The sequence below is a fragment of the Paenibacillus sp. J22R56 genome (genome assembly GCF_056269375.1).
The window spans coordinates 445,488-463,728 of the sequence record NZ_JBWDNV010000005.1; the positions used below are offsets into that span (position 1 = coordinate 445,488).

Here is an 18,241-nt window from a genome sequence, read left to right on the forward strand (position 1 = left end):
AAATATTCACTTAGTTCCCTCCATGATACTATGAGAATGCGACATTACAGTCTCCTTTTACCGGACATAAAACGCCTATAAAAAAACGCCTCTGAATGGTCAGTCCTTACCATCAGAGGCATTTCGTATTATAACGTTACGTTCCAGCCAAACGGATATTGCGCGGATAGCTCCAGCGGTAAACATCCTGTTGGCTTAAGCTCTCCCGTTAACACTTTAGCAGCTGATTCAAGCGCCAGCGGACGGCATTCATACACGGCCAGATAAGCCTGTGCATTAGGATACACGTTCAAATCAAGCGGGTTACGGACCGAAACTGCAACCGTACGGTCACCAGCTTTGGCAATAACTTGACGAGCAATATCCGCTTCGATTGGATGTTTTGTCGCATCATATGTGACGACTACAATCTGCTCGAACGATTCCAGATCAGCCAGTGGATCAGTTCCATTCATAGAGCGCTCTTCTACCTGATCAAGCCGTATTGCCAAATAATCACCCAATGTTCCGTCACCAGATAACATCTCATCCGCAACCGAAACTGGCTTAATATCCGGCCATAACACCAAAGTACGGCCCTCACGGCGAAGCGGCAACAGAGCACCTTCGTTCTTCACAAGCGTCGCAGAGGCTTCGCTCCACTGCTGAGCAACAGCTTTATTCGCAGCAGTCCCAATGGCAGACTCTACTTCTTCCCACGAACCCAGCGCTGCATCTACTTCATAGTCCTGCTTTAGCTGCATAACCCGGGTTAATGATTCATCGATACGAGCCTCTGTCAGCTCTCCGTTTTCAACTGCTGCAACAACAGCTTCAAGCGCTGCGACCTGTTTTTCATACGTATGACAGACAAGCACCATATCCGCCCCTGCTTGAAGTGCAAGCACCGCACCTTTCTCAGGACCATAATACTGATCGATGGCATCCATTTCGAGACAGTCCGTCACGATAACCCCTGTGTAGCCCAGCTCTTCACGAAGCAAACCCGTTAATACCGGCTGCGACAACGTCGACGGTTTACCCGATGGATCAAGTGCAGGCAAGCATACATGTGCGGTCATAATAGCGGCAGTTCCCGCTTCAATCGCAGCACGGAATGGTGCCAGTTCAATGGCATCTAACCGTTCACGACTATGAGGCAATACCGGCAAAGCATGATGCGAGTCAACCGAGGTATCCCCGTGGCCCGGGAAATGCTTAACGGTTGCAGCTACTTTGGATGCCTGATAACCAAGCAACGCCGCTTTACCCAGCTCTCCAACCAGCTGCGGACGATCTCCATAAGAACGAACATTAATAACGGGATTATCCGGATTATTATTTACATCAAGGCATGGCGCATAGTTCATCGTGACGCCAAGCAAACGGAGCTCTTCACCGCATACACGAGCAGTTTCACCCGCACCTTCTGCCGAACCTGTTGCACCAAGAGCCATATTACCAGGCATCAACGTCACGCCATCTACAATACGAGCAACCATGCCGCCCTCCTGGTCAATGGCAACAAGCACATTAGGTCTGCCTGCACGGCTGGCAATATCCTTCAGTGAGCCGGACAATTGATGAACCTGCCTTGCATTCTGAACATTACGTCCAAAATAGATGGTTCCTCCAATGCCGTATGTTTCAATTAAAGAAGTAATCTCCTCAGTTGGTTCATACCCATGAAACCCAAACACAAACAGCTGACCAACCTTCTCCCGCAGCGTCCAGCTGTTCCAAGACAACTCTCCCATTCCCCGTCCCCTTCTTTCAGCGCTATTCTGCTTCCTGCTCCTCCAGGCCAACCGGATTCTGCTGACGCTTATTCCGGTAATCCGTCGGATTTTCCCCTGTATATTTCATAAATACTTTCGTAAAATACCGCCGCTCTGCATAACCAACTTCCTTAGCGATTTGCGCGATGCTTTTCATCGTATCGGCCAGCAGCGATTTCGCCTTCTCCATCCGTTCGCGGGTGACATATTCAATAAACGTCTCGTTATAGGTCTGTTTGAACAACAAGCTGAAGTAGGAGGTACTTAAGCCCACATGAGTTGCTGCTTCCTCTACGCTCAAATCACGATACAAATTCCGGCTAAGGAAGGCTTTAGCCTCCGACATGGAGCGTTCAGACTGTTTCTTTTTATCCGTCGATTTCTCGGCAACCGCCTTCGTCACCTGCAAGATAACGGACAGAAGATCCTTAATACCAAACCGCCTGTCAAGCTTCAGCCAGAGCAAATCTTCCTGATCCCGAGAGAAAATCCCCATTTCCTTCGTCTCGCGCATCAGGTTTAGCACGAAGAAATGCAGCATTGGCTTGAAGCGTCCAAGCGAGGTCTCATTCATCCGCTGCAATTGAGTCGTCAGCCGCTTCAGCTCATCATCAACGACAGTCGTATCGCCGCGCTTTACTGCACCAATCAGCTTCTCGGACGTATCCCAGAAGGCTTGATCTTCCCGCGAAGAACCAATCCGTTCATCTGGATAGACAGCGATATACTCTTGAACTGGCGTTAGCTGCATCCCCTGTTGTACCAGCTTATACGCTTGGGAAAGGGACGTCACTTCAGCATATTCGCGATAAATGCCTGCGTACAAAGACAACTTGACGTGATTTTTCACCGCACTAAGCAGAAGCTCTGTCCAACCTGTAATTTGCTTCAAATCATAAGGCAACGCCTGCTCGCATTCAATCAGTACGCACCACTCACCGTCCCGAATTTGAATGACCGCATGATGCAGGCCGTTCTGCTGAAGCTTCTCACGGAGTACATTACATACCGCAAAATTCCATAGCTTTCGCTCTTTATCCGACCATTCCCGCCAATCTTTCGTCCGCTCCGAGCTTACGTCAAGATCAAGCACAATTAGTACATATCTCTTATCCAGTTCCTGCTCTTCCCCGCTAAACAGCCAGTTCCCGCTTGTTACTTCCGTATAATCCATCAAAATATCATAAAGGATCTTCTCGCTAGCAAGGTCAATCATCCGGCCGATCTTCTGCTGCTCCTCGCTTTGCTGCTTCCGTTTCTGACGTTGATTCGCCATTACCCGGGCAATAACTCCTGTTAATTCATCATAAGGAATAGGCTTTAAGACATAATCCTTTACCCCATATTGAATTGCAGCCCGTGTATAAGCAAAATCCTGATAACCGGACAGCATAATAATGTCGCTTTCTGTCCCTTTTTCCCTTATATGCCGCACTAGCTCAAGTCCATCCATAACAGGCATCCGAATATCACATAGTACCAAATCAAAAGATTCGGACTCCAGAAGCTCTAGAGCTTCCATCCCGTTTTTCGCTGTCCCACCAACGGTTAAGCCAAGCATTTCCCATGGAATAACCTTCTCCAAATTACGGGTGATATGCGGCTCATCATCTACGAGCAATACTTTGCCATTCATAATCGTTCACCTCTGTTTTTCGGAATGGTGCAGCGGATCACTGTGCCATACCCCTCTGCGCTGCAAATCCTTAATCCGTAAGATGGACCATAATGAATACGTAGGCGATCCGCTACATTGCGGAGCCCTAGTCCCCGTCTTTCCCCAAGCTCTGCGGCATTACTCCGCTTACCACTTGGCTGCTGCTCTCTTTCGGCGAACTTCTTAAGCGTCTGCTCGTTCATGCCATGTCCGTTATCACTAACCATAATGACAATCTGATAGGCTTCGACGATTACCTCGATCTTAATAACGCCATTCCCATCCTCAAGTCCTTCAAAGCCATGCTGAATGCTATTCTCAACTAACGGCTGAAGCGTCAGCTTCAGGATCGAAAAATCAAACGCTTCTTCCGATACATTCAATTCATAAGTAAATAAGTCCTCAAATCGATATTTCTGAATCTCTAAGTAACTTCGGACATGCTCAATCTCCTGCCCGATGAAAATCTCTTCCGTATGGTGCATGCTCGTGCGAAGCAAGTTGCTTAACCGCCGCACCATCATCATGATCTTTCCGCCCTCATTCTGAGCGGCAAGCGCATTAATCGACTCTAAGGTGTTAAATAAGAAATGTGGCTTAATTTGTGCCTGCATGAGCATCATCTCGGCATGCTGCTTTCGTTCCTGCTCTGTACGCACTTCGGTCAGGAGTTCACCAATCCTCTCCACCATACTGTTGAAGCTGTTGGCGAGAAGCACCGTCTCATCCTTACCCTGCGCATTCACGCGAATATCAAGCAGACCTTGCTCAACAAGCCGCATTTTGCGAACGACTTTAATAATGCTTTTAGCGACCCGGTTCACGAAGAAGATGTTAAATAGAATTGCTGATAAAATACAGAAGATTGTGATCATACCTATCCACTGTACAAAACGTTCATTCTCATTCGTTAAGGAATCCCATGATTTGACCGATACCAGAACCCAGCCGTTAAAGCCAAGATTATAGGAAGAAACAAGACTGTCTTCCCCATCAAATCGCAGCCTGGAGCTTGAATAATCCACTGTCTTCTGCGGCAGCTCGCTGGAGTAATCCGCAATATTGGTTCCTTCGAAATGCTTGCCGCTGTCGAGCATAACAAGCCCTTCTGTATTCACAATCACATAACGGGAGGTTTGGCCTTCAGCCTTCGGATTCAAGAAGGTATTCAGCATGGAATACACTTCTTCTGTCTTATACTGCGTGATCATCAGACCCAAATCATCCAGTGTCTCATAATCTTTTACTAACCTTAGTTGGGTAAATAGAGGTGGTTCGACCCCTGTCAGCTCTTGATGCTCATATGGGCCGATCCATTTTGGACGTCCGCCTAATTGAATCGTTTCATTATATAGAGGCTGGACCTTTAATGCTTCAAAGGCAATCGGGCGAAACGTCGTTGGATCATTGCGGAAGGTGCGGAACATCGTCCCATCCATCGCATACAGCACAACATAGCTGACTGCAGGATGCTGGAACAAGATCCGCTTCATTTCCTTTTCCGATTGGTTAATCGCAATTAAGGTGCTGGCATCATCGCTCGAATAATATTTGCTGTAATTCAGCGTATCCTGCACCTCGGAGCTCGTTAAATTACCGTCTGAGAGCTGGTCAAGCTCTTTGAAAAAGTATTTAATATTCCCACCGACAGCCTTGAGCGATATTTCAGTCTGCTCGCTGTATTTCTTCTCCAGCACGGATTCCGTATTAAGAAAAGACACAATGCCTAATCCGATCATCGGAAATACGACCAGAAGAATAAAAGCAAGCATCAATTTCGGTCTCAAGTTCATCTAGCGGGCCCCTTCCGATCGTCTTAGCCCTTCACGCTTCCTGCCGTCATGCCTTCAATAATTTGCTTCTGCAAGAAGAAGTACACGACCAGCACAGGGATAATGCTCATAATAACGGCAGCCGACAAAGCGGCAAAGTTCGTGCGATAGCCATCATTAAAGCTCGCCATGCCTGTAGGCAGTGTGCGAAGCGATTCGGATGTAATAAATAATTGAGATAATATATATTCATTCCAGTTTCCAATAAAGTTAAGAATCGTAACGGTCACAAGTGCAGGTAACGAGACCGGAAGAACGACTTTTACGAACAATCCACCGGCGGACAGCCCGTCCATAATTCCCGCTTCTTCAAGCTCATTTGGTATCGAGAGCATAAAGGCATAAATAATAAATACCGTAATGGGCAATGCATATGTGCAGTATACCAAAATAAGGCCGAAATGCGAATTGTATAAATGGATGCCGCCAACACTCAATTGCTGGATCAAACGGTACAGCGGAATGAACAAGGCGCCCGGCGGAACAAGCAATCCGAACAAAATAAACTGGTACACGGCTTTGTTCATTCGGGAATATTTCATACGCGATAAAGCGAATGATGTCATCGCTGCAAACAGCAATGTAACCAGACAGGCAATGATCGTGACATAGAAGCTGTTCCAAGCATAAAGGCCGATTTTCGCAGTATCCCAAGCCTGCCTGTAGTTATCGAAGTTGAAATGCTTCGGGAAAGCCCACGTATTCACCGTAATTTCACGACTCGTCTTGAAGGAAGACATGAGCAGCCACACAAGCGGGAATAAGGTAGCAACGATATAAACAATGAGCGAAAAGTGAATCCAGAACTTCCCTCTGCGCAGTCCAGTTAATGCTGCATTCATTAGTACTGCACCTCCTCATGCTTCGTCAGTTTTTGCAGGATGCCCGTCAGCACGAGAATCAGAATAAACATCGTCACGCCAATCGCACTGCCATAACCAAGCTCCATCGAACGGAATCCAACCTTCAGCATATACGTGGACATAACCTCGGTCGATTGGAACGGTCCGCCATTGGTCATAATCTGAACGATATCAAGCACCTTCATCGTACCGGATACACTAAGGAGCAGCATGACGAACAGTACCGGCCTGATAAGTGGAAGGGTAATACTCCAGGTTTCCGTCCAGCCGTTTACACCATCAATCTTCGAAGCTTCTACAATTTCCTTAGGGATGTTCAAGATGGCAGCAAGGCACAAGACAATAAAGAATCCAATGTTCTGCCATGCGTTAGCGATCAGAATCGACAGCATTGCAAGCTTCGGATCCGACAGCCATTCACGCGCCCAGCTATCAGGTGCTATCAAACGGATAAACTGGTTGATGAGGCCCGAATCATAGTTGTACAACACACCAAACAATATAGCGACCGTTGCGGTCGAGATCACGACCGGCACAAACACAGCCGACTTGTAGAAGTCACGCATACGACCAACCTTACTGATCAAGATCGAGATAAGGAAGACGAGCGGAATATTCACGACTAAGGAGAATGCCATAAAGTAGAAATTGTTTGCAAGCGATTTCAAGAAAACTTCATCTTTCCACAGCCTTGTGAAGTTATCCAGGCCGATGAACACCTTATCTGTAATGCCGTCCCATTGGTAGAACCCATAAACGAACGATACGATAACCGGATAAACAAAAAACAAAGCGTATAGTACAAGCGTTGGAATAATGAACGCGATATAAGTAAACGGATTTCTGAGAGCCTTGTTCATAACTTCGCCTCCTGCTTCCTTCCTTTAAAAAAGCTAAGGTTCGTGAAAAACCTTAGCTTTTTCCTTTTCCTATTTCCCTTGCCTGTAAAGTTGTTTTGTTTTGATGTTGATCTTTTCGCTTCGCGCTTGAGCGGAGCAGAAGAATCATTCTGGAGAAGTGAAACGTTCGCTTTTGTCATCCGAATTTCATCCGCTTAAGCGGATTGTAATGAAGAAATTCGGTGACAATGGCGATCGGAAGAATGATTCTTTCGCGCAGCGGTCTTACTTTGCAGTAGCAGCGTTAGCCTTGTCTTGTGCGGCTTGAATATCCTTAGCTACTTTATCAGGCTTACTCACCTTACCGATCAGCTCCTGCAAACCTACGTTAACAACAGCGCCTACAGCAGGTTGAACGATAGCATCATAAGCTTTCCAGGAAGTAGAAGCGTTAGCCATAACCGTCAGCACTTCAGAGATCAGCGGATCTACGCCGGACAGGTCAGACAATTTCATGGAAGGAAGAACTTTGTCTTCAAGAAGCGTACGTTTTTGAATTTCTTCACTGTAGAAGTTAGCGATAAATTTCTTAACCATTGCAACTTGATCTTCGTTCAGGTTAGCCGAGAAGCCGAAGCCGTTCGAGTACGATGCATTGATCGACGTTTGGTCGCCTGCGCCGCCTGCGATTGATGGGAAGTTGAAGTAGCCGATTTGGCCTTTCAGATCGCCTGCTTCTTCGCCTGTGAAGCGGTTAGCATCCCATGAACCTGTGAATACCATTGCTGCTTTACCAGAGAGCAGTTGTGCGCCTTGATCCGCATAAGCAAGACCAAGTGCACCTTTTGTGAAGTAGTCTTTGTTTACGAGATCCGCGTAGTTCGTGAAGCCTTTGATGAAGTTTTCATCCGTCCATTTTGCTTCGCCTGTCACGAGCTTGTTGAACCCGTCGATACCTACGTTACGCTCCATCACTGTGTTCCAGAGCATACCATTTACCCAGCCGTCTTTTGCTGCAAGACCAAGTGGTGTAATTTTTGCTGCTTTGATCTTGTCAGCAACTTCGACCAGTTGATCCCAAGTTGTAGGGACAGACAATCCAAGGTCAGCAAAGATTTTCTTGTTGTAGAAAATACCTTCCGAGTAGCCGCCAAATGGCAAGCCGTATACTTTACCGTCAACCGTGAACTCGTCAAGGCTGGCGAATTTGTCTTTAATACCAAGCTCTTCAATGATTGGTGTCAGGTCAAGCATGCGACCTGCTTTTACATACAAGTTCAGGTCAGCACCGCCGAATACTTCGAAGATATCAGGCGGGTTGCCTGCTGTCATTTCCGCTTTCAGCTTTTGGTCGCGGTTAACAACTTCGTCGATCCCTTCCAGCTTGAATGTAAGGCCAGGGTTTTCATCCTGTGTTTTCTTCACAACATCTTCGAGAATTTTAAGGCGGTTTTTGCTCGTCTCTTTAATTTGCGTGTGGCGCAGAGATAAGGTCACATCTTTTGCTTCCGGACTTGGTGTTGCTTCTGTTGTAGCTGCCGGCTCTTGCGAAGCTTCTGAGCTTGCAGGAGTGTTATTACCACCATTATTATTGTTTGATCCGCAAGCTGAAGCGACCATGGTGAATGATGCAAGCAATGTGGCGATGAGTAAAGTACTTTTTTTCATTTAAGAAGACCTCCTCGATATAATGTTGCTTGTTTGCCTTGCACCCTTATTATAAGTTCGCTGCGTAAGGGCCAGGGAGGTCGAAAATAAGCCCGATGAGGGATACAATTCTATTATTTTTCGAAATAGGGATAAAAAAACACAGCCTCTCGGGTTACTTTTTCCGACAGACTGTGTAATGATAGGTCACATATTACTTACGCATATCGATAACATGAGCTTTAATTGCCTCATAGAAAGCTTTCCATTCTTCATTTCCTTGCTCAGAACCTGACACTTGTTGATTAAAGCCTTCTTCATCCGGCTTAGGGAGACCGGTATGCCGTTCGCTCATTGCTTTAGCCCATTTATCCTTGCCCTCAGACATTTATCCCCCTCATCCCTTTAACCAGTTTTTACGAAGCGCGAATAGTTCTTTCAATTCATCCGTAGACATTTCGGTGATCCACTGCTCCGACTGACCAACAACCTGCTCGTTCAGCTGCTGCTTGCGATCAATCATCTCGTCGATCTTCTCTTCAAGCGTGCCTAACGTAATAAATTTATGAACCTGTACTTTCCTCGTCTGGCCAATCCGGAATGCCCTGTCCGTTGCTTGATTCTCAACTGCGGGATTCCACCAGCGGTCGAAATGGAACACATGGTTGGCGGCAGTCAGATTAAGACCTGTACCGCCAGCCTTAAGCGAAAGTACAAATGCACAACAAGGCTCCTCAGGATTCTGGAACTTCTCGATCATCTCATCCCGCTTCGCTTTTGGTACACCGCCATGTAAATAAGGGACAGGCAGCTCAAGCCGTTCTTCAAGCAGCTTCTTCAGCTGCTTCCCCATATCAACAAACTGGGTAAAGATCAGGCAGCGTTCTCCTTCAGAAGCGATCTCTTCAACCATTTCCAGCAATCTAGCCACTTTATTCGAACGAGTGTCGTCCCACTGCTGATCACTTTCCTCGTTAAGCATAGCGGGATGATCACAAAGCTGCTTCAGCCTTGTTAGTGATGCCAGGATTAGTCCGCGGCGCTGCATTGGACCAAGCTTATCCAGCTTCTCCAGCAGGTCGGCGACAATATTCTCATAGATGGCGCCTTGCTCTGTTGTTAACGTCAAATACGTTTTTGATTCATTCTTGTCTGGCAATGACAGCTGGATAGCTGGATCCTTCTTCACCCTGCGAAGCATAAACGGCTTCACCCAACGCTGCAAACCACTGATTACTTCCTCATCACGATTACGTTCAATTGGAAGAACAATCGCTTTGCGGAATTCACCCATACTTCCAAGATAACCTGGATTTATAAAATCATAGATCGACCATAGCTCAGTCAGCCGATTTTCCATCGGTGTACCCGTAAGCGCAAGACGATGATGCGCGGGCAGAGCACGGATAGCCGTTGACTGCTTCGTGTATACATTCTTTATATTCTGAGCTTCATCCAGACATAAAGCGTCCCAATCAATCTGATTCAGCTCTTCTTCATCTATTTGAGCAAGGGAGTATGAGGTAATGACCAGATCCGCGTCTGCAATCGCTTCTCTTAATGCCTCGCCTTTCTCCCTCTTTGGACCATAATGCAGGTAAGCCTTCAAGGTTGGTGCAAACTTCTCAAGCTCCTTCTCCCAGTTGCCGATTACTGAGGTCGGGCAAATGAGAAGAGAAGGACCAAAGCTTTTATCGCCATGCTCTTTCACATACGACAGATAGGCCATAAATTGAATGGTCTTACCAAGACCCATATCATCAGCTAACACGCCGCCAAGACCAAACCGGCGAAGGAATAACATCCAGGATACCCCTTGATGCTGATAAGGGCGAAGTGATCCAAGAAAGCTCTCCGGAATATCAACAAGCGGAATTTCAGCCGTGTGCTGCAGCTGTTCGAGCCATCTCATCAAATGATCATTCAGCTCAACTTCAGCTCTAAGGCCTTCCGAAGCATCTTCTCCCTCTTCCAAGGCGGAGCCGCCCATCAAATGCATCTCCATCACATCTCGGAAGGACATGCCTTTGCGTTTGCCGACCTTTGTCATCCAATCCCTAATTTGTGCGACATCCTGCGGATCAAGATGCACCCATTCCCCGCCGATATTCATCAATCTGCGGTTTTCTTCGGCTAGTCGCATAAACTCTGATTCGGTCAAATCGATATTGCCCAAAGCCATTTTCCAATCGAATTGGACGATCTGATCAAGACCAAACATCGGCTGCGTATCGGAGCCAACCGAGGACTTCATCTTCGCCTTCAGCCTCAAGCGGCGTGAACGTACGGCTTCCCACCAGCTTGGCAGAAGGACCGGACAGCCTGCCTCGAGCAGCTGTAAACTTGCTTTCTCCATGAAGTACCAGGCATCATTATCTCCCAGTTGAACACGAAACTTCTCCGGGTTCGCCTCATCTCTCCAGACCGGCAGGGCAGCAAGCCATTTCCCCTGCTCTTTCGCAAGCCTAGTCTCCAGATGCGGCATCCAATCCTCAGGCAGCAGGCCGTCCTGATCGAACATGGCCTGCCATTGCCCATTCACCTGTACCACAGAAATCCACGGTCCGCCATTCCGATCCTGCAAAGCCGGACGCAGCTGCCAGCTCGCCCCTTCTACAGGCTCTGCAAGCTGAAGAGCAACCTTAAACGGCATTGTATCTTTATGCAGCCCAAGAGCAATCAGCCAATCCTCTTCATCGGCCGCTTTGTGAAGCAGCACGGATTCACCGCCTGCTGCCGCAGCTATTTTGCGCCAAGCGCTGGCAGCATGATCATTTTGGGCCAGAATTTCTTCGACTGCCTCACTTAACCATTGCTCTACGCCAACTACCCCAGCATCTCTTGTCTGCTGCTCCCAAGCCGCGAGAAAATCTTTCTCCTCGGCTGGAACTTCCATTCGCCAAGCCCTTCGATACTCCGACCAGCGTCCCCAGTCTGGCTGAAACCATCCGTGAAGCAGCACCTGACGCAGCAGACCGGCCATTTGCATCAAGCCTTGCAGCCTCGTTGTCCATTCCACTTGAAGGAGACGTACGTGCTGAGGAGAGGATAAATAATCAATGGCAATAAGTGGAGAAAGCTTAAGTGCTTTGCCGCCCTCAATCTCAATATCTTCGACCTCAGCACCATACCAGGATGCTTGATGCCATGCGAAGAGCACCGGTTTGAGCCGAGCCGAATTCTCGGACCGTTCAGCCGCAGCCAATATGATCGCACTTTCTTCTGCTGTGTCGCCTTGCTTCCAATATCCGTCCACCACTAACGTTCGAGCGCCGATGAATGATTTCATGTTACGATTTTTCCTTTCCAGAGCTCTTCCTGAAACGCTCGAAGCCGTTGATTCTTGCTCACGATACCAGCAAGGTAACGGTCCCATTTTTCCGCACCTTTGCCCGCTTTGTACAGCTTCTCGAGCTTCTTCAATTCTTTCACGGCCATGCGGTATCCCTGTCTATTACGCGAATTGATCCACTCATCAATCGACTGATGATAAAGCGGAATCATCACGCTAGGAGCCACTTTCGCAACTTCCCGCACATTCTGAATACCAAGATCATCTGGTCTCATTCCGATGAGCAGCTGAAGGTCGGCCCATTCCTCATATTTCTTCACAGCAAGCCAATGATCCGACAAATCGGAATAGGAATGTGGCAGAAGCTCCACCATATACCGGGTCCAGCGTGGTTCATCCGGCTGATCGGTATCTGCTCTTCTGCATAAAGTCATAAACGGACCAATCGTCCGTGCATTTTTCACTTTGGAAATATTCTCATATAGGAAGCCCATCCACTCGCCGATTACCTTCCAGTCGCCTTCTTCAAGACGCTGTGCAACGCAAGGATAGATGACCTTCTGTGAACGCGCGAAATCGGTCTTGCCAAAATGCGATAGTGCCGCTTCGTCATCTCTGCCAAAGAAGCATAACATCGCTGCAGCCGTATGCACGAACGTCAGATCAACAGGATCTTCCCTATGCTCTTCCCGAGTCATCGAAGCAAGCTCTTGCTCATACCACTCGGTATCCTCTGCCATCCGTTCGCAGATCGCCAAATAAATATAGGTCCAATCAAACAGCTGCTGCTCGTTTTTCATTGCTCTCTTCTTCGCATAGTCCGCCACATAGTTAATCCATCTGCGGTCAAGTCCGATGACTTCTGACGGCTGCATCTCGAGTACAAGCGTATAATAATGCTCCACCCATGGCTCCGCCATGCGTAGAAACGACATTTCATGATAATAACGGCTGAAAGTATCGACCGTCTTGATAGCCTGCTCCGCCTGATCGAGAACAAATAAGATGACACTCATCCAATGAAGCCTTTGGCTTCGTTTGTCCCAATGCTTGGTCGTTCCCTTCAAGGCCGACAGCACAGGCTGCAGCGAGTGGAGGGAATGGCGGCAGCTGCGCCACGTCTCGCCATATTCCTCCTCCATCCAATGTCCCCAATCCCATGGAGAAGCATCATCGGATGGCTGCTCATGCCTGCCGCTGAATTTCGGAACGCTCACAGTGACCGATGTCCGCTGCGGTTTCTGGTCTACACCTCGAATACGGTCATAAGCTGCTTGTGCCGCAGATTCACCGTCCAGATTATGACAATAGGCGAAATAAACGGCCGCCATATGTTTGCAATAATCATTAAAGGGACACGTACATTTACTGTATCGAAATTGGTCTGAGTCAAGCAAAACCGAATAAACATCTGAGCCTTGTACGGCACCGTATAAGGTATCTTCATCCGCTTGTTTGACATTCAGCACCTGGCCGCTTCGATAATAATCCCATCCGCGGCGAATGATATCTTCGTGCAAATGCTGACCTAGACTGTGTTCAAGCGTTGTATGAAGCTTATCATCAAGACTTGCCAAGCTATTTCACCCGCCTTCTTCCGTTCACCTAGCATCTTATTAGTATACCACAAAAAATGCCCCCTCTGAAAAGACAAAAGCAGCCCAATTGACTCTCAACCTGAGCCAATGGACTGCTGATTATGAAGGTATTCATTAGTGCGGGATACGAATATAGAAAGTAATACGGTTCTCTGCTTCCACATTAACTTGGATCGTGCCTTTATAATGCTCCGTAATCGACTTGACTGTAAATAAGCCAAGCCCTTGATGAGCATTATTTTTTGTGGTGAAGCCTGCTTCAAACAAGGGCTTGTCTTTCACTTCATGTGCGTTCATGCAGGTGTTGCTGATACAAAACTCAATGAATCCGTCCATTTGTCGTCCGGACAGCTCGACCTCTCGTCGATCCTCCGCATATTTCATTACCTCATCAAAAGCATTATCAATCAAGTTGCCAAGCATACGGTTCACATCCAGCGTCTTCAGCCCCATCTCCAGACGGTTAAGTCCACTGAAGGAACAGCTGAAGGCGATCCGATAGCTCTCTGCCTGCGAAATCTTAGAACGGATTAAGGCCGCAATAGCCGGATTCCCAATATTGATAATATCGTTCATCAACCGGATTTCACCCGTTAATTCCTTCGTATACGCGACAAGCTCCTTCGATTTGTTAAGCTCTGCGAGTGAATGGATCGTCTGAACATGATTTAGAAAGTCATGCCGTTGTGCCCGGATTGATTGGAACATGCTGTTGATCTCATCCACATAGGTCTGCTGCGTCACTTGTACCATCTTTTCACGAGACTGATGGAAATAACGCATAGCGAAGGTCGCAATCAGAATACTTATTCCCGTAATAAGGAAAATAACAATAGCAATGTTCAAGAACTGGGAATCAAGTCTTTCCTGAATAACCTGATAGTCGGAGACTAATGAAAGCACATACCCATGAATCGGTTCACCGTTCTCATCAACAATGCTCGCTCCAGTATCAGCTGTCAGCACAGGAATAAACATTTTGAGCACATGCTTGCCGTTGATAATCTCTTTAGCCGAAATAATCTTTCCTGATTTATAAGCTTTCTTTACGTTCTGAACATCGTTGTCCGCTTCATAAAGATAGGATCCATAAAAGATATCCTTTTGCAGTAAATGCTCCAGTACTTCACCATCTTCATTCACCGTATCAAACGAGCCTTCACCAAACGTAGACGGATTAAATACGGTAGCTTCCAGCAAGGAATCGCTGTTCTTAATCGACTTATCAATTAATTGATTTGTACCCGTTAATTTCTCATAATCCGCAAGAGTCGTATAGTTGACGTATGGATCGATAATATAGTTGGTTGTTCCGTCGTGATAATAGCCCCATTTGTATATATGATCGGGGTCTGTCGAAGCTACCTCAAACGGTCCACTCCAGAAGTTCGGAAGCGTCTGCCCAAGCCAATCGATCTTCACTTGCTTGTCATCAAACAGTTGATTAAAGGCAACGTACCAGGGATCCCAGGTTTTTGTTCCTTTGCCAAGCTCGTTCTCGTCAGATGACTTGTACAATATTATGTTGTCTTCTGTCCGTTTCATGAGTGTGATATGGCTGACGCCAAGCTTAGCGCTTAATTCCTTTAACTGTTCATTCGTTACCTTCTCTACATCTGGGTCCAGCGCATATTGCGCTGCAATGGCAACAATTCGCAGCTCCCGCCCAATCTGCTCCTGAAATTTCTCAGAACCAAGCCGGGATTGCTCAACCGAAAATTCAATTTGCTTTGCAACAGCTCGCATCTCATGGTTTAGCGCATCTTCCAACGTTTTTTTGGTTAGAAAATAATAAGCAACATTGCTAAGTAAAACGATAATAACGCTCAAGCTAATTGCCATGAGCCAAGTATTGCGCGGCATATGATGCTCCTTTAAGCTCTTGTAATGTACTTCGATTATGGATGATTTTCATCGAAACAACAATAAGGCTTGAGGTAAAAGAACCTTGAAATTGTTTCCATCAACCTTAGGTTCGCCGTATACGCAAACGTATAGCCCATTTGCGTTCCACCCGCTTCTTATATCTTGGCAAAGAACGGTAGATTCGAAGCCCATCCCGAACCGCTTGTTTTGCATCTTCTTTCCGGTTCATCTGCTCATAAATAGCCGCGAGTCGGTAATAAGCTTCGCAGGAAGAGGAATGGATTTCCTGGAATGCTTCGATATAAGAAAGAGCTCTCTCCGCATCTTGGTTTGAGTAATAGGCGGCCAATCTTAAATAAGGAGCTCCATATTTGACTCTAGGGTTAAGCAAGAGTGCTTTACTCATAGCTGCTTCGCCTTCTTCCGGCTTACCGGTCTGCATGAGGCAAAGACCAAGATCATCCCAGTATTCAGCAGAATCATCAAGCATACGCTCGAGTGGTGAAAGCAGGCTTACTGCTTCGTTGTATTTTTTCTTTTCGATTAAAATTCTGGCAATCTCCACTTTGGAAGATGTATCGTTAGGAGACTGCGCAATATGACGCTTCAGCTTCTTTAACCTAGAGGAGCGGCGAATTGGCTTTAGCAGACTAGGCGTTAACCCAATAAATCTCCGGTCAATAACGTATACAATAAATAACAATACCAAAATTGCAATTATTGGGTTACCAAACAACCACGTAAAAAAAACAAATAATAAAAATATTTTCCCCATTGCAGCCCCCTGATTTAACCCAACTCATTTGGTTTAATATGTATTAATCTTAACATAACCCTATCATCTTGAGAAATAGATTTCACCGCTACTTCAAGGAAACAGAACTGCATACTGCCTATTAACAGCATATTCCGCCTATCTCGGATTGATCATGGAAACGAAAATAATCACAATAAAAAAGAGTTGTCTATGCGGCTCATGTGCAGCCGCTTAGACAACTCTTCCCGTTATAATCCTCTATCGATACAAATTCCGATCCTCTGCTTCGCTCAGCCAGATCTGCATAAATCCAGCTTCACGATTGTCCCATGCATAATACGGAGTAAGCTCGCAGAACGCTCCTTCTGCCGTCTTTCCTCGCAGAACCGTTACACCACCTAACAATTCTTCACGATGTTCCGTAACAAATGGCTCATGCGCGTTCACCGCGAAATCATCATAGCTTAGTCCGGTATTGCTGGACTGCTCGAGGCAGTACACAACAGGTCCCCGCTGGAATGCGATTCGGCCGCGATTCTCCTCCACTTCCGGCCGTGAACGGACCACTTCAACTGGAGTATCCATCTCTAGTTCAATCGTATCACCTGGTGCCCAGTGCCGCTTGAGAATAAGATAACCCTTCTCCGCCAGCGCCTCCGCACCTTGAACACGCTCACCTTGTGCGAATACTTGATAGCTCCTGCACCATCCCGGCAGGCGGAGCCGTACCGTAAATTCACTGACCTGCTCCGGCGATATGCTTACTGATATGCAGCCATTCCATGGATACGCTGTAGACTGGGCAATCAATACTTTACCCGCATTTTCCACTTCAATAGTCGTTTCGCTGCTCAAATATTGGTTAACCGCAATACCGTCTGCTGTTGCCGCATACGTATATTGGCCAACCGCCGGCAGGAACCGAACTAGATTCGTTGGACAGCATGATGTATGGAACCATTCCACCCGATGATGCTCGCCCTTCGATGCCAGCGGATTCACATAGAAGAAACGATCGCCAGACAGCGAGATACCCGACAATGCCCCATTAAACAGTTCACGTTCCACCACATCCGCGTATTTCCCATCGCCATGCAGCAGATTCATCCGGTGGTTCCAAAAGGCCATAGCTATCGCTGCACAGGTCTCACAATACGCCGATTCATTCGGCAGATCATAATCATGGGTGAAGCCTTCGTTATGCACAGACGGCCCAATGCCACCTGTCACGTACATATTCCGTTCGACCGTATGCGCCCACACCCGATCAAGCGCTTCGAGATACTCGGGATTCCCCGAAGCGATTACAACATCCGCCATTGCCGTGTACAGATACATAGCCCGGACGGCATGCCCTTTCACTTCACGGATATCCCGTACCGGAACATCGTCCTGGCAGTACGCCGGTCCCCAATCTGCCTTATCCCAGATGGCACCAACCCCATGTCCATGTCCGCGCTCCTCCAGAAGCCAGAGCGCCAGCTTCCAGTAGCGCTCCTCTCCCGTCGCTCCGTACAGCTTCACGAGCGCAAGCTCAATCTCCTCATGTCCTTCTGCCCAGTGGCGTTTGCCTGGTCCAAACAACGAATCATAATGATCCGCCATTCGACACGCCACATCCAGTAATGTACGCTTGCCCGTCGCTTGATAATAGGCAACCGCCGCTTCAATCAGATGACCGCCATTGTACATTTCATGCTTTTCCATGTCCGTCCATTTGAGATCAGGCGCTTCGACCGTATAGTACGTAGACAAATACCCATCGCTTTCTTGTGCTGCTTCGATCAGTCCGATAATCCGATCAATCTCCGCTTCGAGCTTTGGATCACGATCCGTCATAAGGGAGTAAGCCGCACCTTCTAGTACTTTGTACACATCGGAATCATTGTAGTACATGCCTTCATATTTGCCTTCGATCAGCCCGCCTGCCAGCGCAAAATTCGCGATCCGATTCGTCTTCTCGCATTGGTCCAGACAGACACCAATCGTTACGTTCTTAATTGTCTCAAGCCGCGGACGCCAGAATGCGTCACTGATGGATACATTGGAAAAAGGGACGCCTTGCCACCCTTTTATAACATTCGACTGCTTCATAATGGTCATTGCCATGCCTCCTAAAAAGAATGCTCACAC

Annotated in this window: 12 protein-coding genes; all 12 read right to left on the reverse strand. The window is 47.3% G+C overall.

What is annotated here, in order from left to right:
• Positions 1–128 precede the first annotated feature (128 nt).
• The 12 genes from AC0YNT_RS14825 to AC0YNT_RS14880 all read right to left on the reverse strand — a co-directional run bounded on the left by AC0YNT_RS14825 (position 129) and on the right by AC0YNT_RS14880 (position 18,211).
• Positions 129–1,736 (reverse strand): glycoside hydrolase family 3 protein, encoded by a 1,608-nt coding sequence (locus AC0YNT_RS14825; RefSeq protein ID WP_475805288.1) that lies wholly within the window; start codon positions 1,734–1,736, stop codon positions 129–131.
• A gap of 22 nt (positions 1,737–1,758) precedes the next feature.
• Positions 1,759–3,393, reverse strand: coding sequence for a response regulator transcription factor (locus AC0YNT_RS14830; protein ID WP_475805289.1), 1,635 nt, complete (start codon positions 3,391–3,393; stop codon positions 1,759–1,761).
• Entirely contained in the window at positions 3,390–5,207 is a 1,818-nt protein-coding gene (locus AC0YNT_RS14835) for a cache domain-containing sensor histidine kinase (protein ID WP_475805290.1), read from the reverse strand. Before AC0YNT_RS14835 ends, AC0YNT_RS14830 begins: the two co-directional genes overlap by 4 nt.
• 23 nt (positions 5,208–5,230) lie before the next feature.
• Positions 5,231–6,088 carry a carbohydrate ABC transporter permease gene (locus AC0YNT_RS14840; RefSeq protein WP_475805291.1) on the reverse strand — a complete coding sequence of 286 codons (858 nt, stop codon included), beginning with the start codon at positions 6,086–6,088 and terminating at the stop codon, positions 5,231–5,233.
• Positions 6,088–6,969 (reverse strand): carbohydrate ABC transporter permease, encoded by an 882-nt coding sequence (locus tag AC0YNT_RS14845; RefSeq protein ID WP_475805292.1) that lies wholly within the window; start codon positions 6,967–6,969, stop codon positions 6,088–6,090. Before AC0YNT_RS14845 ends, AC0YNT_RS14840 begins: the two co-directional genes overlap by 1 nt.
• Positions 6,970–7,233: 264 nt before the next feature.
• Positions 7,234–8,616: an extracellular solute-binding protein gene (locus AC0YNT_RS14850; protein WP_475805293.1), complete on the reverse strand. Its 1,383-nt coding sequence runs from the start codon at positions 8,614–8,616 to the stop codon at positions 7,234–7,236.
• Positions 8,617–8,809: 193 nt separating this feature from the next.
• Positions 8,810–8,983 carry a hypothetical protein gene (locus AC0YNT_RS14855; RefSeq protein WP_475805294.1) on the reverse strand — a complete coding sequence of 58 codons (174 nt, stop codon included), beginning with the start codon at positions 8,981–8,983 and terminating at the stop codon, positions 8,810–8,812.
• Between the two features lie 9 nt (positions 8,984–8,992).
• Positions 8,993–11,884: a DEAD/DEAH box helicase gene (locus tag AC0YNT_RS14860; protein WP_475805295.1), complete on the reverse strand. Its 2,892-nt coding sequence runs from the start codon at positions 11,882–11,884 to the stop codon at positions 8,993–8,995.
• A complete protein-coding gene (locus AC0YNT_RS14865) occupies positions 11,881–13,464 on the reverse strand; it encodes an SWIM zinc finger family protein (protein ID WP_475805296.1) in 1,584 nt (527 codons plus the stop codon). Before AC0YNT_RS14865 ends, AC0YNT_RS14860 begins: the two co-directional genes overlap by 4 nt.
• A 135-nt stretch (positions 13,465–13,599) precedes the next feature.
• The gene (locus AC0YNT_RS14870; protein ID WP_475805297.1) at positions 13,600–15,348 is read right to left on the reverse strand and encodes a sensor histidine kinase; all 1,749 of its coding nucleotides are present in this window, start codon (positions 15,346–15,348) and stop codon (positions 13,600–13,602) included.
• Between the two features lie 106 nt (positions 15,349–15,454).
• The gene (locus tag AC0YNT_RS14875; protein ID WP_475805298.1) at positions 15,455–16,126 is read right to left on the reverse strand and encodes a tetratricopeptide repeat protein; all 672 of its coding nucleotides are present in this window, start codon (positions 16,124–16,126) and stop codon (positions 15,455–15,457) included.
• A gap of 240 nt (positions 16,127–16,366) precedes the next feature.
• On the reverse strand, positions 16,367–18,211 hold the full coding sequence (locus AC0YNT_RS14880; protein ID WP_475805299.1) for a glycoside hydrolase family 127 protein: 1,845 nt from the start codon (positions 18,209–18,211) through the stop codon (positions 16,367–16,369).
• Positions 18,212–18,241: the final 30 nt, after the last annotated feature.

Coding starts and splice junctions, on each gene's coding strand:
- AC0YNT_RS14825 (WP_475805288.1), bottom strand. CDS start 1,736: ATGGGAGAGTTGTCTTGGAACAGCTGGACGCTGCGGGAGAAGGTTGGT.
- AC0YNT_RS14850 (WP_475805293.1), bottom strand. CDS start 8,616: ATGAAAAAAAGTACTTTACTCATCGCCACATTGCTTGCATCATTCACC.
- AC0YNT_RS14835 (WP_475805290.1), bottom strand. CDS start 5,207: ATGAACTTGAGACCGAAATTGATGCTTGCTTTTATTCTTCTGGTCGTA.
- AC0YNT_RS14870 (WP_475805297.1), bottom strand. CDS start 15,348: ATGCCGCGCAATACTTGGCTCATGGCAATTAGCTTGAGCGTTATTATC.
- AC0YNT_RS14860 (WP_475805295.1), bottom strand. CDS start 11,884: ATGAAATCATTCATCGGCGCTCGAACGTTAGTGGTGGACGGATATTGG.
- AC0YNT_RS14880 (WP_475805299.1), bottom strand. CDS start 18,211: ATGACCATTATGAAGCAGTCGAATGTTATAAAAGGGTGGCAAGGCGTC.
- AC0YNT_RS14845 (WP_475805292.1), bottom strand. CDS start 6,969: ATGAACAAGGCTCTCAGAAATCCGTTTACTTATATCGCGTTCATTATT.
- AC0YNT_RS14840 (WP_475805291.1), bottom strand. CDS start 6,088: ATGAATGCAGCATTAACTGGACTGCGCAGAGGGAAGTTCTGGATTCAC.
- AC0YNT_RS14830 (WP_475805289.1), bottom strand. CDS start 3,393: ATGAATGGCAAAGTATTGCTCGTAGATGATGAGCCGCATATCACCCGT.
- AC0YNT_RS14855 (WP_475805294.1), bottom strand. CDS start 8,983: ATGTCTGAGGGCAAGGATAAATGGGCTAAAGCAATGAGCGAACGGCAT.
- AC0YNT_RS14875 (WP_475805298.1), bottom strand. CDS start 16,126: ATGGGGAAAATATTTTTATTATTTGTTTTTTTTACGTGGTTGTTTGGT.